General features: G+C 47.7%; 13 protein-coding genes. 1 reads left to right on the top strand and 12 read right to left on the bottom strand.

Annotated elements, in window-relative coordinates; genetic code table 11:
- Positions 1-176: 176 nt before the first annotated feature.
- The gene (locus E6W40_RS12360; RefSeq protein ID WP_136605725.1) at positions 177-935 is read right to left on the bottom strand and encodes an NlpC/P60 family protein; all 759 of its coding nucleotides are present in this window, start codon (positions 933-935) and stop codon (positions 177-179) included.
- Positions 936-1,566: 631 nt separating this feature from the next.
- Here E6W40_RS12360 and E6W40_RS30370 point away from each other — a divergent pair.
- Entirely contained in the window at positions 1,567-3,078 is a 1,512-nt protein-coding gene (locus E6W40_RS30370) for a COG4705 family protein (RefSeq protein ID WP_136605724.1), read from the top strand.
- 659 nt (positions 3,079-3,737) lie between these two features.
- Here the strand turns inward: E6W40_RS30370 and E6W40_RS12350 are convergent.
- The 11 genes from E6W40_RS12350 to E6W40_RS12300 all read right to left on the bottom strand — a co-directional run bounded on the left by E6W40_RS12350 (position 3,738) and on the right by E6W40_RS12300 (position 17,888).
- Positions 3,738-4,025 carry a DEAD/DEAH box helicase family protein gene (locus tag E6W40_RS12350; protein WP_136605723.1) on the bottom strand — a complete coding sequence of 96 codons (288 nt, stop codon included), beginning with the start codon at positions 4,023-4,025 and terminating at the stop codon, positions 3,738-3,740.
- 1,785 nt (positions 4,026-5,810) lie between these two features.
- Positions 5,811-6,623 (bottom strand): 5-deoxy-glucuronate isomerase, encoded by an 813-nt coding sequence (gene iolB, locus E6W40_RS12345; RefSeq protein ID WP_136605722.1) that lies wholly within the window; start codon positions 6,621-6,623, stop codon positions 5,811-5,813.
- A gap of 54 nt (positions 6,624-6,677) precedes the next feature.
- Positions 6,678-8,147 carry a CoA-acylating methylmalonate-semialdehyde dehydrogenase gene (locus tag E6W40_RS12340; protein ID WP_136605721.1) on the bottom strand — a complete coding sequence of 490 codons (1,470 nt, stop codon included), beginning with the start codon at positions 8,145-8,147 and terminating at the stop codon, positions 6,678-6,680.
- A gap of 53 nt (positions 8,148-8,200) precedes the next feature.
- On the bottom strand, positions 8,201-9,214 hold the full coding sequence (gene iolC, locus E6W40_RS12335) for a 5-dehydro-2-deoxygluconokinase (RefSeq protein ID WP_136605720.1): 1,014 nt from the start codon (positions 9,212-9,214) through the stop codon (positions 8,201-8,203).
- A gap of 61 nt (positions 9,215-9,275) precedes the next feature.
- Positions 9,276-11,141, bottom strand: a complete 1,866-nt coding sequence (gene iolD, locus E6W40_RS12330) for a 3D-(3,5/4)-trihydroxycyclohexane-1,2-dione acylhydrolase (decyclizing) (protein ID WP_136605719.1) — start codon at positions 11,139-11,141, stop codon at positions 9,276-9,278.
- A 40-nt stretch (positions 11,142-11,181) separates the two neighbouring features.
- Entirely contained in the window at positions 11,182-12,636 is a 1,455-nt protein-coding gene (locus E6W40_RS12325) for a leucyl aminopeptidase family protein (protein ID WP_136606966.1), read from the bottom strand.
- The gene (locus E6W40_RS12320) at positions 12,633-13,538 is read right to left on the bottom strand and encodes a metallophosphoesterase family protein (protein WP_136605718.1); all 906 of its coding nucleotides are present in this window, start codon (positions 13,536-13,538) and stop codon (positions 12,633-12,635) included. Before E6W40_RS12320 ends, E6W40_RS12325 begins: the two co-directional genes overlap by 4 nt.
- A gap of 130 nt (positions 13,539-13,668) precedes the next feature.
- Entirely contained in the window at positions 13,669-14,631 is a 963-nt protein-coding gene (locus tag E6W40_RS12315; RefSeq protein ID WP_136605717.1) for a carbohydrate kinase family protein, read from the bottom strand.
- 276 nt (positions 14,632-14,907) lie between these two features.
- Positions 14,908-15,918 (bottom strand): LacI family DNA-binding transcriptional regulator, encoded by a 1,011-nt coding sequence (locus E6W40_RS12310; RefSeq protein ID WP_136605716.1) that lies wholly within the window; start codon positions 15,916-15,918, stop codon positions 14,908-14,910.
- A 152-nt stretch (positions 15,919-16,070) separates the two neighbouring features.
- A complete protein-coding gene (locus E6W40_RS12305; protein WP_136605715.1) occupies positions 16,071-16,958 on the bottom strand; it encodes a CehA/McbA family metallohydrolase domain-containing protein in 888 nt (295 codons plus the stop codon).
- A gap of 21 nt (positions 16,959-16,979) precedes the next feature.
- On the bottom strand, positions 16,980-17,888 hold the full coding sequence (locus tag E6W40_RS12300) for a carbohydrate ABC transporter permease (protein WP_136605714.1): 909 nt from the start codon (positions 17,886-17,888) through the stop codon (positions 16,980-16,982).
- Positions 17,889-17,910: the final 22 nt, after the last annotated feature.

The raw sequence follows: 17,910 nt of genomic DNA, 5'->3' as shown, positions 1-17,910 counted from the left end.
ATCCTTTATCACATTTTATGTATAAGAAAAACGTCTATTGACGTACATTCTAAGAGGCCAGACCGCATTTAACGGTAATTCTTGAGATATAAGGAAGCCTCAGACTCCGAAGCTTATACTTTCTTATATCTTCAAAAAGGCAGAGTCTCGCTTGAGACCCTGCCTTGTAAGCTCTTCTAGTGTTCCCCTTGTTGATCCTCTCTATCTGCACTTTCGGCATTTCTCCACTGATGTTTGGAGGAATGCTTCTGTATATTTGTCGGCTTTTCGATTTGGTCCGATACCGAAGGCGCAGCTACGGAAGTGTCGGCAGAATTCTGTCCATTGGAATCTTGGCTGCTTGGATCCTTTCCGTTATTGCTCTGCTCAGCAGCTTGACTTTTTGGTGTCTGCCCGCTGGAAGCTTGTCCATTGTCGGAAATGACGCGACGAGCGGTTACAAAGGTGCGATCCCAGGTACTGCCGGAAAAATTGGACACCGTCACGCCAATACCGACTCTATAAGTATGCAGGACCTGCCCGTTCCCCATATAAATGCCGACATGATTAATGACGCCGTCGTGATTCGTATCGGAGAAGACCAAGTCCCCCGGCTGCAATTGATCCTTGGAAACCGGCGTACCTACCTGCGATTGCTGTCTTGATGAGCGGGGCAGATCAATGCCGTTTTGCTTGAAGACATACTGCGTGAATGAGGAACAATCGAATTCGTCCGTTCGTCCGGAAGGTGCTCCAAACTGGTAGCGAACGCCTAAAAATTGTTTCCCTGTCGAGATGACCCGATCCGCCACGGAGCTGCCGGATACGGAAGCCGCGTGAACCGGATGGGTTGGCAGCATCATACTTCCGGAAAAAGCAATGGAGAGACACAAGCCGATCCCGGTTAAAGTTTTGCCGATTCGGCTCTTTCTGATGAAGTTCGTGTTGTTATCCATAAAGCCCTCCCTACAATTCGTTTTGGATGAAGTGAAATCCATGCATGATTAGCACTTCACCCTTCCCCACTAGTTATAGGTGACAGAAATTAAAAAATGATGAGAAATGCCAATACTCCATGGATGCAATTTTATCCAACGCTTACTGCGCAGCTTCGGTTGAGATAGGTCATTTTCACAGAAAATTCTCATTTTCAGCTGTTACACTCATGGACAAAACCGAATCAACATGGGCAGTATGAGCAGCTGAGGCCGGTGGTTTCTATGACGATAAAGGAGGAAGCAAATGAAACAGTATACGCATAATCAGGAGGGTTGATTCAGCCATCCATGAGCCCGGGAATGCGGATGTTAAACAAAGTACCGCAAGTCAACTAACTTTTGTAACGACGCTGCTGATGACGGTGCTTTTGATGAAGGCACTGATTCTACAGTTCAATCCGGATAAGTATATGCCGTTGGATCTATTGGCTGTCGATCGTATTCATCAGCGTGGTCGGTACTTTAATCATCGATAATCTGACCGACAACCTCGGAATTTAACTTGAATTTGGATGGGTATCCCCTGATTTAGAGAGAATGAAATACAATAAAGTTGTGGGAAACCACTTTAAAGAAAGGATTATTATATATGCAAGAAAACCAAAATAAAATGATAGTTTTACTTAACAAAGTACCACAAGTGACGATTTTCTTTTGGATCATCAAAGTTTTATGTACAACTGTTGGTGAAACATTTGCTGACTTCATCAATTTCAACATTGGACTTGGTTTAACTTTTACTACTATTATTATGGGAGTTGCGTTTTTTATTGCATTGTTTTTTCAACTTAAAGCAAACAAATATGTTCCAGCCATTTACTGGATAACAGTAGTTCTTATAAGTGTATTTGGAACACTGGTAACGGATAATTTGACAGATAATATGAGCGTACCACTTGAGGTCAGTACAGCTGTTTTCTCGGTGTTACTAGGACTGACCTTTTTATTTTGGTATCTTAGTGAAAAAACACTATCAATCCACTCGATTTTCACTAAAAAAAGAGAAGTTTACTACTGGCTTACGATCCTTTTCACCTTTGCACTTGGAACAGCAGTCGGCGATTTATATTCAGAACAACTTGGTTTTGGTTATCTTAACACAGGAATAGGCGTTGTTATTATTATTGCTCTTGTGTTCTTAGCTTATAAATTTTTGAAACTTGACGGGGTATTAGCTTTCTGGATTGCATATATTTTGACTCGTCCGCTTGGAGCGTCACTTGGAGATTACCTGTCTCAACCAAAAGTAAATGGCGGATTAGGACTCGGGACAACCGTTACGAGTGTCATTTTTCTTATCGCTATTTTAGCGATCATCGTTTTCCTTGCCGTTTCTAAAATTGATACAAATGCTAAAAGTGATATAGCGGAAACAAACCAAAGTAATGCAAATAAGAAACATGTGCTAACACAAACGATTGTTTTACTCGTAATTTTCTTAGTTGTTGGTATAGGCGGTTATAACTGGCGCAATAATTATATTGCATCACAAGGTGCTGCTGATCAAGCTACATTAGGAGGTCAATTAAACGATTTTGTTAAAATTGAAAATGATATGCTAAACGCTGTAAATAAAAACGACTTTGCTACAGCAAAAAAAGGCGCTGATAATTTGGAACATCAATGGGATACACAAGAACCTAAGCTTCGAAAAATTGATAGCACTACATGGACAAAAATTGATGGAACAATTGACTCTGTTCTAGCAGCGGTTCGTTCTTCAAAACCTGGTGTTAATCAAAGCAAAACAGTACTTACTAAATCACTTAGTGTCCTAAAAGATGCAAATAAATCAAAATCTGGTGCCCCACAAACAACATTATCTGGACAGTTAAACGATTTTGCAAAAATCGAAAATGATATATTAAACGCTGTAAACAAAAATGACTATGCTTCAGCGAAAAAAGGGGCAGATGAATTAGAACATCAATGGGACACACAGGAACCTAAGCTTCGAAAAATCGATGGCGCTACATGGACGAAAATTGATGGAACAATTGATGTTGTATTAGCAGCAGTTCGTTCATCGAATCCTGATGTAAACAAGTGTAAAACAGCACTTAACAATTCGCTTAGTACCATAAACGCAGCAAATAAATAATAATCTTAGGAATCGCCAACCGCGATTCCTTTTTAAATGGAACTTTTATTAAACTAAACTCCTTAAGTATGTTCCTTCACAACATCGATAAATTAAAATACATTTATTCAATTAAATACCCTTTAACGGATTAAATTAATTGGGGATTTTGATCAGACTTTCCACAACGCGTGGTCGTCTTCGGTTGGAAAAACGTATGTATTTCTCAAAGGGATCCGGACCGGGTAGCCCTATTCTTGCAGCATGATGGGTGTGCTCGGGACAATTAATGGGGAACGTGGATTGCGAATCACAAATTCATATATAACTGCTTTTTTTGATAAATATCTTAGAAACACGAATAGCAATTTTCTTAAACAACATCCATCCGATGATCCCGAAGTAAAAATTCAAATGAAATAGCTAATACCTAATCGACAAAGATCCTCCATAATGTACCCAATTTTGTGTCAAAATCCTACAATGGGGTCACATTTGTGCATTTTTTAGTGACACAAATCTGACCACATAAAATAAAAAAAGCCGAAAGAATCAGGCTTTAGTGCAGTTCGTAATGGGGTCAGATTTGTGTCATTTTTTTGTTGGTTTTGATCTCTTCCTCTGACCAATTTTTCTATCACGTAGACGTTTCTCGCGAGTTTCTTCATCACAATGCAGGTTTAGGTAATATATACATGCTTAAAAAAGGGATAGTCCGCACATTTTTCAATATCCCAAGGCATCATGGTTCCGCATATTATAGTCATGCGTCCACTTTGAGCGATATTTCGTGCAACCCGAAGCCCAATATTTCGGATTTTCTCCCAATCATGTCCAAGGAATTCAACAAGATGATCAGGGTCAAATATATCAAAGTCAGGCATCATTCTCCGCAGCTCCTTGATGACATATGTTTTCCCTGAACCACTTGCACCTGTTACGATAAACAATGGAATTTTATGATCCATTCGTTGTCCCCCACCCATTCGGTTGAGACATGAAACCGCCGTTTAGAAGATACGACTCCCATCCGATAACCTTCGTAAAATCACCAGAGGAGAAATTCACCAAAATCACTCCATTATCCTGCCCGTTAAATTAACTAGCATTTCGCTGTTTACAATCTGGTACCACCACATCATGAATAAAACTGCTCAACTCCACTTATCTTTCTCACTTTTCGTATTGCCCTCTAAATACATCCATCTGCCCGTCGCCCATACAATTGCTATATTAGGTTCATGAACTTGATTAACAAATACCCTGCCTGGAAAGTTCCAATGTATTACAGACAAAGCAGGAATATATTGCTTCTTCTCTGTAAAAGATGATTCAACAAGATAATAGTCCTTAAGGTCTAATTCGATCATAATATTGTCACTCTTTCGTTATTTTTTGCGGGGATTTCTTATAACGTTTTGGATTCACGAATTCGAGAGGCTTAAGGCGCGACAGCGCCGGGTCGTCAGACTTAGCCTCGCAGGATTGTCCGCTGAATCCACTTCCTCGAAATCCCTCATGCGGACCGAGGAGCCGCCAGGCTTTTATCAGATGTTGGCGCCTTCTATGAAATACATTCCGAAATGTCTGTTGTACCTTATATTTTATCTTGTTTCTTTAGTTTTCATTTTTTTTATCTCTTACTTTCCATCCTTCACTATTCCATAGATTAATGAGATTGATCCTAATATTAAAAACAACCAAATAAAGTAGTTACTATTTACGTCGATCGGGATTGGATTGTAATCAATATTGGTACCGTGGGTTGCATATCCTTTTAGAACAATTGCTTCTGAAAGATAAGATATACTTCTTTCTGTTGTATACAAAAATCCACTCGCAACCAAAAATATCGTTCCTAATAACTTGAATTTATTATTTTTCATCTTGTGATCCCTTCGTAAATTATCTGTTTTACGCCAATTTCTGATAACGTCATATCTGCGAACTTCGTGAATAACTCCGTATGTAAAGTATTCGCGAAATTAATGAACTAGCCCTGCTTATTAGCTTAATAAATTAGATCAATAGTTAAATGCTTATCTAATCGGTAATCGGCTCATGTTCTTGTCCTTTTCGGCAATCGGTACAAGTTCTTGTCTTTGGTTTGGGACAAGAACTTGTACCGATAAAATAAAAAAGCCGCTATAATAGCGACTTTCAATGGGGCTATGTATTTGTCCCCCGACAACAGAATAAGAACATTGAAATAATGCTTCTTGTAAGTTGCGTATTGATTGAATTTGATCCACTCATTTTATAAAGGAGTTAGTTAAGAAGAGGTTGTATTTATAATGAGTTACGCCTCAGAATCGAGCTCGAAGATGAAGTACTTAGTTTGGGTACGGAATAAAAAATGCTTCCCGCTTATGGAGACTGGCTCTTTCTTCTACTACAAAGTGTAATTATAAAGATTGATATGTTCTGTCAAGAGTGGTAGGCGGGTTTACAATCCCCACTGACAGGCCTGTCCCCACATATTTACAATGTAAATATACAAGATCTCTTAACAATTTCTTGACATATAATATAAACTAGGTCCGCAAAACAAAAAGCAACCATTTCATTAATGGTTGCTTTTTGTTTGTGATTGGCCTTTGCTGAGAGCTGCAGAGGTGCTAATCCATTAGTCTAGCCACTCACTCCTGTCCGGGTTCCGAAGAAATGAAGAGCAGTTGCGCAGCATCTTGGTTATGGCCAGGACCCCATAGGTCCTTCATCCCGCTTGCAAAGCTGAGGGCATTTTCCAAAGCTTATGACTTCCAATTCATCAGCCAATCATGCGCCGGATCGTTCTGAAACTTCCAGGCTCGCACGGGACCGGCCATCACGTTCAAATAATACACCTCATACCCAGGCGGAGCGGAAACGGGATGATATCCTTTGGGAACCATGACCGCCTCGCCGTCCTGGACGGTAAGCGTCTCGTTTAGGGACAAGTCGTCAGTATAGACGCGCTGAATGGCGAAACCTTGCTCCGGTTGAATGCGGTAATAATATGTTTCCTCCAGCAGGGATTCATCAGGCAACGCATCACGGTCATGCTTGTGCGGCGGATAACTGGACCAATGGCCCTCAGGTGTAAATACCTCCACGACAAGCAAGCTCTCAGCAGCCTCCGACTCCGGTAAAATGTTATGGACCAGCCGCTCGGTGCTGCCGCTGCCTCGAAGCTCAGCCCCTACCTGATTCGGTGGGATCAGCCGTGCTTCCCGCTTCGCCCCTCCGGGGGCCGAACAAACGGCCAGCTCAAGCTCCGTCAGCGCAGTAACTTGAAAGGTGTCCTGGCTAGGGATGTAGATGGAATACGGGGGGATTTTCTCAAAAACACTCATCCGCTGGCCAATATCGGACCAGTTCTCTTTGGATGACTGAATATTCGCACTGCCGCTTAGCAGAACTAGACAGACCTCATTGGCCCCTGTCGTTCTAGATAAGACTTGATCCGGTTTTAGACGAAATACTTCAAATCCGACATAACTCCAGCCCGCGGAAGCAGGAGTAACCGTCAGAACGCTGCCGTCCGAATCCGGCATGGGGCTCGCCGGGACAATCAATTTATGCATAAGACCCTTCCTTTCTGGCATGGGGATTTTGCTAAAAAGTCTTGATGTTTCCTCTTACCAACGCGCAGTCACCATTTTTTTGCGTGTGTAGAATTCCACCCCATCCGGGCCGTTAGCGTGCAAATCGCCGTAGAATGATTTCTTCCAGCCCGAGAACGGGAAAAATGCCATCGGTGCAGGAACGCCTAAATTGATCCCCAGCATCCCTGCGTCAATCGTGTCGCGGAACTGCCGCACATGGCTTCCGTTTTGGGTGAAAAGGCAAGCCCCGTTGGCAAAATCGGATTGGTTGGCAATCTCGATTGCCTCTTCCAGCGTATCGGCCCGCATGACCGACAATACGGGGGCAAAAATTTCATCCTTCCAAATGCTCATATCACACTGCACGCCGTCAAATATCGTCGGACCGACAAAATAGCCCTCGCCGCCCGTGGCAGCATCCGTCCTTCCGTCGCGCACCAATCGGGCCCCTGCTTGTTCTCCCGCCGAAATATAACCCAGCGTTCGCTCTTTATGAGACTCCCGAATGACAGGACCCAGAAATATGCCGGAATCCATGCCATCGCCGATTTTGATCACATCCGCCGCTTCTTTCAGCTTGGCCACAAGCGTATCCCCAATCTCGCCCACGGCAACAACGACGGAACAGGCCATGCAGCGTTCCCCTGCAGAGCCAAAAGCCGCCCCGACAATTTGTGTCACGGCCGCATCCAGGTCTGCGTCAGGCATAACAATGGTATGATTTTTGGCTCCTGCCAGCGCTTGAACCCGTTTGCCATGCGCAGTTCCCGTTTTGTAGACATATTCCGCAACCGGCTGTGAACCCACAAAAGACACGGCGGCAATATCCGGATGCTCCAGAATGCCATTTACAACATCGCGCGCGCCATGGATCAGATTAAACACGCCGCCCGGAAGACCTGCTTCTGCGAACAGCTCCGCCAGCCGCTGCGCAAGCAGCGGTGTCCGCTCCGACGGCTTAAGCACAAATGTATTTCCGCAGGCGATCGCAAGCGGGAACATCCAGCAGGGAACCATCATCGGAAAGTTAAACGGCGTGATGCCGCCGATCACCCCAACGGGGTAGCGATACATGCCGGATTCGAGATTCGATGCGATATCAGGAAGCTGCTTGCCCATCATAAGCGTAGGCGCTCCCGCCGCAAACTCCACGCATTCGATTCCGCGCTGTACCTCCCCGTAAGCTTCGTTGTAGCTTTTGCCGTTTTCCAGCGTAATGATCCGGGCAAGTTCCTCCCAATGGTCAACCAGCAGCTGCTGGTACTTGAACAAAATCCGGGCACGCCGGGGGACGGGAGTTTGGCTCCAGGTACGGAAAGCTTCTTTGGCGGTTTGAACCGCGGCGCCCAGTTCCTCTTTCGAAGAAACCGGTACATACGCAATGACTTCTCCTGTTGCGGGATTATAGACCGGCTCAGTCGTTTCTGACGGAGACCGAACCCACTCGCCCCCGATATAGTTGCTCAGCCGCTGAGGCTCCGTTTGTTCGCTTACATGGATCATCCGAAAAATCCCCTTTCTCGCTTTAATGACGCCACTAGGGCGGGACCGCAACGTTATGAAGCCGTAATCTCCCCACGGTCGCACTTGGCGATATAATCATGCACCTGCGTTGCCGTAGGCATGGCATCGGAGCAGCTGTGGCTGGAGATGACAATGCTGGCCGCCGCGCTTGCGAATGCCATGCTCCGACTGATTTCCCAGCCTTGCATCAAGCCGTACAAGAAACCCGCTGCATAGGAATCACCCGCGCCAAACGTCTTGACCACCTTCGCAGGATAACTAACGGCATGATGGTCCGCCCCATCTTGGGTATAGGCGATGGAACCCTGTTTGCCATGTTTGATGATGACAATCTGCGCCGAATAATTGAACCATTTGGAAGCCGTAATCCGGTCGTCACCGTTTGCTTGCCGGTCAAGTTGCTCCATCATATCGAATTCCTCGCGCGTTCCGATGATAATATCGCACTTTTCGGCAGCCAGATTGTAGTAAACGGCCGTTTCCGTATCTGAAATCCATGTATAGGGACGGTAATCCAGATCGAACACGACGACCACTTCATGCTTTTTCGCGTAATCAAGCGCCTGGAACACCGCTTCGCGGGACGGGCTTTGCGCAAGCGCCGTACCGGAGATCAGCAGCATCTTACTCCTCGCAATCAGCTCCTCCGATACCTCGCCCGGCGCAAGCTTGAGATCGGCGACATTGTCGCGGTACATTAAAATGCTGCAATCCGCAGGACTCTTGATTTCCGTAAAAGCCAGCCCGGTCACCGCACCCGTGAAGTCTGTCACCACACTCGAAGTTTCGATGTTGTTATCTTCCAGATAGCGGGTAATGAATCGTCCCATCTGGTCGTTGGCCACTTTGCCGATAAAGCCGGTCTTGCATCCCAGACGGGACATGCCAATGCAAATATTGGCGGGAGAACCGCCTACATATTTCGTAAATGTCGATGTCTCCTCCATCGGCCGGTTGATTTCGTTCGCATTCAAATCGATGCATAATCGGCCGATCGCAACAAAATCCATCTCTTTCGAAGCATCAAATGTGATATATGTCTTCATAACCGCCCATCCTTCCCAATTGGCAGGGGCCTGACTTAAGTACGCCCCTTGCGCCATACGTTTAATAGGATTTTGCCTGCTTGGTCCGGGCTGTCACATCACGGTACGCATCGTTCACTTTACGGGAAGACGAAACCTCGGGCACATCCACGCGCCACCACGATTCGTAACCGGATGTGTTCGTTCCCGGCACGACCGAAATTTCGATCAGCGTTGTCAACGTCTCGCATTTGGCCAGTTCCAGCGCTTCGCGAAGCTCTTCCGCGCTCCGGGCTGTAAAGGCCTTGGCGCCAAGACTGCGCGCGTGGGCCGCGAAATCGATCGGGAGGTATCCGCCCGTCAGGCGACCGGTCTCAGCGCAGCGGTAACGAAACTCATTACCGAAGCCGTCGCTGCCATGCTCCCGCTGCAAATTATGAATGCACTGGAAACCATGATTATCGAACAAAAGAATCGTGATTTTGCGGTTTTCCTGTATGCTGGTCACCAGTTCGGAATGCATCATCAAATAACTTCCGTCGCCGACCATGGCATACACTTCACGGTCCGGCTCGGCCAAGGCAGCCCCGAAGGCGCCGCTTACTTCATAACCCATGCAGGAGAAACCGTATTCCAAATGATAGGTTTTCGTCTCTGATGGACGCCAGAGGCGATGCAAATCCCCCGGCAAGCTCCCTGCCGCACCCACAATAACCGAGTTCTTGCCGATGGTTTCATTAATAACGCCAAGCGCCCGGGTCTGAGATAATCCTGCAGGAGAATCATCCGAATACAGCCGGTCTACCTCTTGATCCCATGCGTGCTTATGCTCCTTCAATTCCTCCGCCCTATACCCAGCCCTGTATCCTCGTATCTTCAGCTCCGCTTGCAGCGCGATGACCGCCTCACGGGCATCAGCCGTGAGCGCAGTTCCATCCAGCTTGGCGGCGTCAGCAGCGTTTACATTCACATTCAGCACGTTCACGTCCGGATGCTGGAACAAGGATTTTGAAGCCGTGGTGAAATCGGAATACCGTGTCCCTACTCCGATCATGAGGTCCGCTTCGCGGGCGAGACGATTAGCCGCAAGCGTTCCGGTGACGCCGACGCCGCCCATATTCAGCGGATGGTCCCATGGGAGCGCACCCTTGCCGGCCTGCGTCTCCAAGACCGGAATGCCGAAAGCTTCTGCGAACGAGGCAAGCACCTTCTCCGCATCCGAGTAATGCACGCCGCCGCCCGCAATTAATACCGGCCGTTTCGCTGTGGCAAATAGCGATGCCGCCCTATCGAGCGCCGCCGGGGATACAGGTCTCCGGTCTATAACGTGAACCCGCTTGGCGAAGAACGCCTCAGGATAGTCATAAGCCTCTGCCTGCACATCCTGGGGGAGGGCGAGCGTCACCGCGCCTGTCTCCGCCGGATCTGTCAATACCCGCATCGCCTGCAGCGCTGCGGTCATCAGCTGCTCCGGTCTGGCAATACGATCCCAATACTTGCTGACCGGCTTGAAGCTGTCTGTGGCCGAAACCGTATAGTCAGCCGCATATTCAAGCTGCTGCAAAACGGGGTCCGGCTGCCGGGTGGCAAAATTGTCTCCAGGAAGCAGCAGAACCGGGATTCGGTTCACCGTTGCAGTCGCTGCAGCGGGCACCATATTTAAAGCCCCCGGGCCGATGGACGAAGTGCATGCGAAGATTTGCCTGCGATGATTTTGCTTGGCAAATGCCGTGGCCGCATGGACCATGCCCTGTTCATTTTTCCCCTGAATATATGTAAGCTCGCCCGGACTGCGCTCCAGCGCCTCGCCGATCCCGGTTACGTTGCCATGTCCGAATATCCCCATAACGCCCTTTACAAATTTCGTTTCTTTGCCGTCGATGGATATATATTGATTGTTCAGGAAGCTGAGCAGTGCTTGTGCCATGGTCAGACGGATGGTCTTCATTCTTCTCTCCCCCTCGCTTTTCTTCTTCGCATCTTGCGAATTAAGATAGATTCGTCACATAATGAGCCAGCATGCGGGCTCCAAACCCGGTCGCTCCGACAGCAAATTCGCCTGTACAGGAAGCACTCTCTTTGGGTCCATTCATGTCTATATGCGTCCATTTCAGCGAAGGGTGGACAAACTTGCGCAAAAACAAGGATGACGTAATAACCCCCGCTTCGCCGACACTGCTGATATTGCATGCGTCGGCATAATCGCTGTGCATATACGCTTCGTATTCGTCTACCAGCGGCATCTGCCATAAACGCTCGCCGGAAGGCTCCCCGGAGGTCTGGAGAGCGTCAGCCAGTTCGTCGTCTCCCAGCACAGCCGCGACTTTCGATCCCAGCGCGCCAACGACCGAATATGTCAATGTTGCAAGGTCAATCGCTTGTTTCGCGCCAATCCTGTGCGCATATATAAGCGCATCCGCCAGAATAAGCCTTCCTTCGGAATCGGTATTACCGACCTGAACGGTTACCCCGTTCGCATAGCGGATCACTTCGCCAGGCAAAAGCGCCCGGTCGGATGGACTATTCTCCGCAGACGGCACCAACACGGCGACATTCGCTTCCGCCCCGCTTCTGACCAAGATATCCAGTGCGCCCAACACCGCTGCCGCTCCGGCCATATCCATCCGCATATCGCTGATGTCATTATCCCGCTTCAGACTGATCCCGCCCGTATCGAACGTAACCCCTTTGCCAATCAGCGCAATGAGAGGTTTTGTCTCATCCGTACAATAACGAACCTCGATAAATACAGGCGGGTGGATACTGCCTCTCCCCACCGCCGTTAATCCTGCAAATCCAAGATGCTCCAGATCCGGCTCTTCATAGATGGCTACCTGCGCTTTTGTACCGGCGAATCTTTCCGCCGTCCTTTCCGCAAGATCACGGGGACGCAAGCCATTCGGAGGTTCATTCGTCAAATCGCGGGCCCACATCGTGCCTTCCGCACGAATCTGCCCCACGCGGATGGCTTCTTTCCATGCCGCACCCGCTGTACTTTTAAAAATAATTGTCGTTTCTGCCTGCTCTGCGACACTGCTTTTATATTTATGAAAAGAATACGTTCCAAGCAGCGAACCTTCCACCCAAGCTGCAATCACGGCGGGCATACAACCGCTCAGGATCTTGCGGGACCCTAGCGCCTCGAAAGTGACGACGGCACTAGAGCGTTGTTCCTTCTGCAGCGCACGGCTGGCATTTCCTGCTGCTTCCTGCATCATATACGGCTTGAACTTGGCTTCTTCGCCCATACCGAGGATCAGCAGATCCGGTTCATCTTCGGCAGGGGCATTAATCCAGGTGACGCCATGCCTTGCCCCTACATGCGGCAACAGACGATCCTTACGCACGGTCTTACCGTCATTGGACAACTTCGGCAAATCCTCCACGAATACCGGGAGAATGACAACCTGTGCAACACTCGAATCGCTCACCTCGAATTTCAATGAACGATACCTCCATCCGCTTCGACGATCCATGTCTCAAAGCCGCGTTTTCCTTCATGCAGCCGGATGACACGGGCGCCCCTTTGCAGTTTGCCGTACGTATTGTAGCCGGTGACACGCCCATAACAAAGACGAATGCCATGAACCTCTCCGGTATAGTCGTTGTCATGGTCATGCCCGGCAAACGTACCCATCACATCCCCCATATGAACCATCGCGCCAAACAACCCCGTATTGATTTTCGCGCATTCCACGTTTTCCTCTTTGACACCTGTCACTTGTTCACTGCTCCAGGCTTCGTTATATTCAGGAACCGGAATGTGAAGGAAAGCAAGCGCAGGCAGCGGACCTCCGTTACGCGCTGCAATTTGCTGCGACTGCTGCGTATACCAGTACACCTGATCCGGATGAATCCAGGCATAGCCGCCAATATGCTCCGGAGCCTCGATCCCGGAATCGAAGAAATACAGCGCTGCGGACTCACATGTTCCCGCCCGATCCTTCACGATCAACGTATAGTTCCCGATTCCGTTAATTTCATCTGGGCCAGCAACGGATAAACATTGATCATGCTCCTGCTGGATGGCAAGCAGCTCTTCCCTGGTTACCCCCGCTTCCGCATCATGATTGCCAAACACGGCCGCCCAAGGAATTCCTGAAGCCACGACCGGAGCAATCGCCCTGCGAAAAGAATCCTTGGGAGCCGGGACGCCATGACTCCAGATCATGTCTCCCGTAAGAACAATATGGTCCGGTTGTACAGATGCAATAACGCGTTCAACAAGCTCCTTCGTTTTGGCGTCTTTCTCCCGGTCCTCCTCCTGATCCTTCCCATAATGCATATCTGTCAATTGCAGAATCGTAAACGTCTTATCTTCGCGAAACTTTAGCCTGGCGCTCATTCATATTCCTCCATTCGTCATAAATATAGATGTCATTATAAACTCAATATTTATCATGGAATTAATATCATAGGAGCGGCTGTTACGGCTCCCTGACATGTTGAATCTCTTTTGCCGCTCAATCCACAAGCTAATATGCCGCCGCTTCCCAGCCATCCGTCGTCTGGCCGGCTTTCTCCGTCACGAACTCCATCAAGGCTGCACCATCCGGAACCCCCGTACTTCCGCCATATGCACTCACGGACATCGCTCCGCATGCATTGGCATACAGGAGACATTCCTCCGCCGGTTTGCCTGTCAGAAATCCGTAGATATATCCTGCATTAAAGGAATCTCCTGCACCGGTCGTATCTTTGACAGGCACCTGAAAACCGGATCGATAGTTCACCTTGCCGGCAATCGCCGCCACCGCGCCCTCCGCGCCCAGCTTCAGAACGACATGGCGGCTATGCTGCGACAGTTCCCGGATACAGTCTTTAGCCGCAGAACAGCCGGTATAATGCTCCGCCTCGGTTTCGTTCATGAAGGAGATGTCCACTTCCCTGATCAGTTCGAATATTCCAGCATACCATTCCCCGGTATCATCCCAGCCAACATCAATTGAGGTCGTTAAGCCGAGTGCCTTGAGCTTGCGAGCCATTGCGACATATTGCGGATGATTTTCTTTGCCGCGGTAGCCTGTCAGATGGACATGACGCCCGAGTGAAGCGCTTTCCATATCAAGCTGATCCAAGCTTAATTCTGCATTCGTGCCTTGATAGGTAATAAAAGAACGGTCGTTTTCCGGATTGATGGCAATTGATATCCCTGTATTGTTCATGCTGCTCGTTCGAATAAATCTGGTATCGATTCCATAATGAGAAAATTGATTCCTGATCAATGTGCCGAAGTCATCTTCTCCAAGAACACCATGAAAGGCAACCTTCACTCCAAGCTTCGCCAGAGCGAGGCTAAACAGAGCCGCCCCTCCGCCTACATGAAGACTCATGTTTGATACAAGCACTTCTTGACCAGGTCCAGGTATATCATTGCATCCTGCCACAACCAGATCGATATTTACATCTCCGATTACAATCACATCATATGGGCTCAAACTTGATCACATCCTCTTACTACATAGATTGAATTAAAGTTTGTTCCTTGTCATCCCTTGATCCGCAGAACTCCCGTGTCAGAGATGTATCTTTCTTTAATTCATTATATGGCTGTTTTATGGCTTGAGGATTTTGCAAAAATCCAAAAAGCGGCTCCTCTTCAGCACGGTTCCAGATCGAAACGGGTATGTGCGTTCATTGCATGCCGCTCCCCTAAAGCAGCTTCAATTGCATTTTTGCAAAATCCTTTCCTCTTCATCAAATACCATTTCGACTTACTCCATCTTGCTCATACAGCTATCGCGCATTGCCAGATTATGCTCCAACACAATATCGTCAGCCAGGTCGGTCTCGCCGGCGATCAGTTTCAAAAGCACATCCATGGTCACCTCGCCCATCTGGCGAATCGGCTGCTCCATCGATGTGAGCATCGGGCGGACCAGCTCTGTCAGCTGGCTGCCGTCAAACCCCATGATCGATATATCTTCCGGGATGTTCAAATGGTGATCCCTGAGGCAATTCATGGCGCCGACCGCCATATCGTCACTGACGGCAAACACCGCCGTAGGCGGGTTTCCTGTGCTCAATATTTCTTCCATCAGGTCATAGCCGCTTTTCACCTTGTAGTCCCCGAAGCGAATATGTTCAAATACAAGCTTTTTTCCTGAATCGGCCATCGCATTCCGGTACCCGCTGTACCGGTTTTGGCCCGAAGTGATGTCCCGCATGTCCCCGCCGATAAACCCGATTGTTTCATGCCCAAGCTCAATCAAATATTTCGTCGCGTCATAGGCAGCTTGATAGTCGTCGATAATGACCGAAATTAAATTTTGATCCATCGGCTTCACGCTGGAGAAAATGACAGGTATATCTATTTTGTGGATAAACTGGCGAATCTGCTCGTTGATTTTCTCGTGCATGATAATAATGCCTTCAACCCGCATTTCCTGGCACACGTTCAAATATTTCAGCTCTTTGTCGATATCTTCATTAATGTTGCATACAAGCAAATTGTAATCGTTTGCGGTAGCCCTCTCTTCGATGCTGCTCAGTATGGTCGAATAAAAACTAGAAGTAAGATCCGGCACAATGACACCAATCAGATTCGTTTTTTTGCGTACCAAACTGCGGGCAATATGGCTCGGAGCATATCCCAATTCTTCAATGGCTTTATTCACTTTTGCTTTGAGATCGTCCTTGACATATTTTTCTCCGTTTAACACTCTGGATACCGTCGTCACGGAAACACCTGCGTGTTTGGCTACATCTTTAATCTTGGCCTGCAAAACCCTTCCCCCATTCGAATACTCCCAAGCTATCTGTACAGATTGAACTAAAGCTGTGCATTGCTGTCTCCCGATTCGAGAGCCATGGGCCTCGCTCTAGTTCATTCTTTATTGGATTCACCGCTTGCCTTCCATCCCTTTTGGTTATCCCTTTATTTTACGACAAATAACGGCTGGGAAAAAGCAGAATAACCGCCTTCCAAATAAACTGCGATACGAACGTATCCTTCATCGCCCTTACACTCATATTTCGCCTGCTTGATTCTGCCGGAAGACTCCTGCAGTACTTCACCATTTTTCCCGAAAAACGTGACGTACTTATACATTTTATCCAGCAAATCATTCGAACGCAGATCGGCTACAACTGTATCCCCTTCCACGCGGATGGCATCAAAGCCATAGCCAGTCGAGACATAGAAATTACCGTCTTTGATGGCTTCGATAATCGCTTCGGGAGTATTCTCGCTGGCCATCACCATGTTCCAGGCCCGTTTTTCCTGTCCGTAAACATGGGAATCGTCGTTGCCAAACCCCCATACCTTGCGTCCCGAGGACAACACGGCATCCCATTTATCAAACGCGATATCATACTCCGGGTTGCCGTCCCCATTGTAAACTTCAATTCCAATATAACGCTCCAGCTTGAGCATGTCTTCCAATTCCCAAAAATTCGAGAAATAGCGGTTTGGATGAACCAGCACGGCAAAGCCACCGTTATCGACCGCACGGTCCACATGGCGCTGATAGTTTTCGATTGTAAACGCGTTGCTATAGTTCTCCATCAAGTCCCGAGGCGGATTGACGAGCAGCATATGGGTCTGCTTACTGCTCACTTCAATTGCGTCAAATACAGTCTTGATGGTTCTGTTCCCTCTATGATCCGTTATTTTATCATGGTCGGAAATGCCGAGAAAATCATATTCAGCGTACATTTTATATACCGTTTCAAGCGGAAACCAGCCGTCACTGTTTGTCGTGTGATTGTGGAAGCTTCCGCGCAGCCACTGCCCTGTTAATTGATATGGATTTAATATGTTCATGTGTCCTCGCCCTCTCCGCTTCTACTCTTTCATCGAACCAATCATGATCCCCTTGGCAAAATAACGCTGTACAAAAGGATAGATAATCACGATCGGCGTCACGACAACAATAATCGTCGCCATTTTCAATGAATTGCTGGTAACCTGAATGCGTTCGATCATATCGTAATTTGTGCCTGCCGCCTGATTTAATGTGTCCCGCATCGCCTCCGCGCTTGTCAGCATTTCCTGCAGCAAAGTGGAGAGCGGACGCAAGGCCGCTTTTCGGACGTAAAAAGCCCCGGTAAACCAATCATTCCAGTGGCCAACCGCATTAAACAAACTGATGACGGCGATGACAGGTCTGCTTAAAGGGAGGATAATCTTCATAAAGATTCTGAAATCGTTATAACCATCAATTCGCGCCGATTCTTCCAAGCTGGGGTGGATCTGCTGAAAAAACGTGCGAATAATAATCAAATTCCATGCGCTATATAAGCTCGGGATAACATATACCCAAATCGTATTGGTCAAATGAATGGATTTGAGGAGCATGTAATAAGGGATGATTCCCCCGCTAAACAACATCGTAAAAAAAACGAACATCGTAAAAAACTTGCCGCCCGGAAGCGTCTTGCTCTTTAAAGCATATGCCGCCATTGCCGTCAAAAAGACGCTGGCAGCCGTACCAACAACCGTACGAAAAATCGAAATCGCAAAAGCCTGGCCGATATTCGCCGCTTCAAATACCTTGCCGAAGTTTTCAAACGACCACATCCTGGGCCAAAAATAAATGCCGCCTCTCTCCGCATCTTTACCGGGATTAAACGCAAGTGCAAAGATGTTGAGAAAAGGAAGAATGATCGATAAGCAAAGTGCAATGATCAACAAGTAGTTCACGACTTTGAAAATTTTCTCCCCAGCGCTAAGCCTATAAAATTCTTTCCCCACTTTTCTCCGTCCTCCTAAGAAG

Origin of the sequence: Paenibacillus dokdonensis (assembly GCF_004916975.1) — a bacterium.
GTDB lineage: Bacteria > Bacillota > Bacilli > Paenibacillales > Paenibacillaceae > Paenibacillus_AQ > Paenibacillus_AQ dokdonensis.
This window is presented reverse-complemented; position numbering and strand designations above follow the sequence as displayed.

Bases quoted from the DNA above. Each gene is read 5' to 3' on its own strand.
- E6W40_RS12360 (WP_136605725.1), bottom strand. From the start codon at position 935: ATGGATAACAACACGAACTTCATCAGAAAGAGCCGAATCGGCAAAACT.
- E6W40_RS30370 (WP_136605724.1), top strand. From the start codon at position 1,567: ATGCAAGAAAACCAAAATAAAATGATAGTTTTACTTAACAAAGTACCA.
- E6W40_RS12350 (WP_136605723.1), bottom strand. From the start codon at position 4,025: ATGGATCATAAAATTCCATTGTTTATCGTAACAGGTGCAAGTGGTTCA.
- iolB (WP_136605722.1), bottom strand. From the start codon at position 6,623: ATGCATAAATTGATTGTCCCGGCGAGCCCCATGCCGGATTCGGACGGC.
- E6W40_RS12340 (WP_136605721.1), bottom strand. From the start codon at position 8,147: ATGATCCATGTAAGCGAACAAACGGAGCCTCAGCGGCTGAGCAACTAT.
- iolC (WP_136605720.1), bottom strand. From the start codon at position 9,214: ATGAAGACATATATCACATTTGATGCTTCGAAAGAGATGGATTTTGTT.
- iolD (WP_136605719.1), bottom strand. From the start codon at position 11,141: ATGAAGACCATCCGTCTGACCATGGCACAAGCACTGCTCAGCTTCCTG.
- E6W40_RS12320 (WP_136605718.1), bottom strand. From the start codon at position 13,538: ATGAGCGCCAGGCTAAAGTTTCGCGAAGATAAGACGTTTACGATTCTG.
- E6W40_RS12305 (WP_136605715.1), bottom strand. From the start codon at position 16,958: ATGAACATATTAAATCCATATCAATTAACAGGGCAGTGGCTGCGCGGA.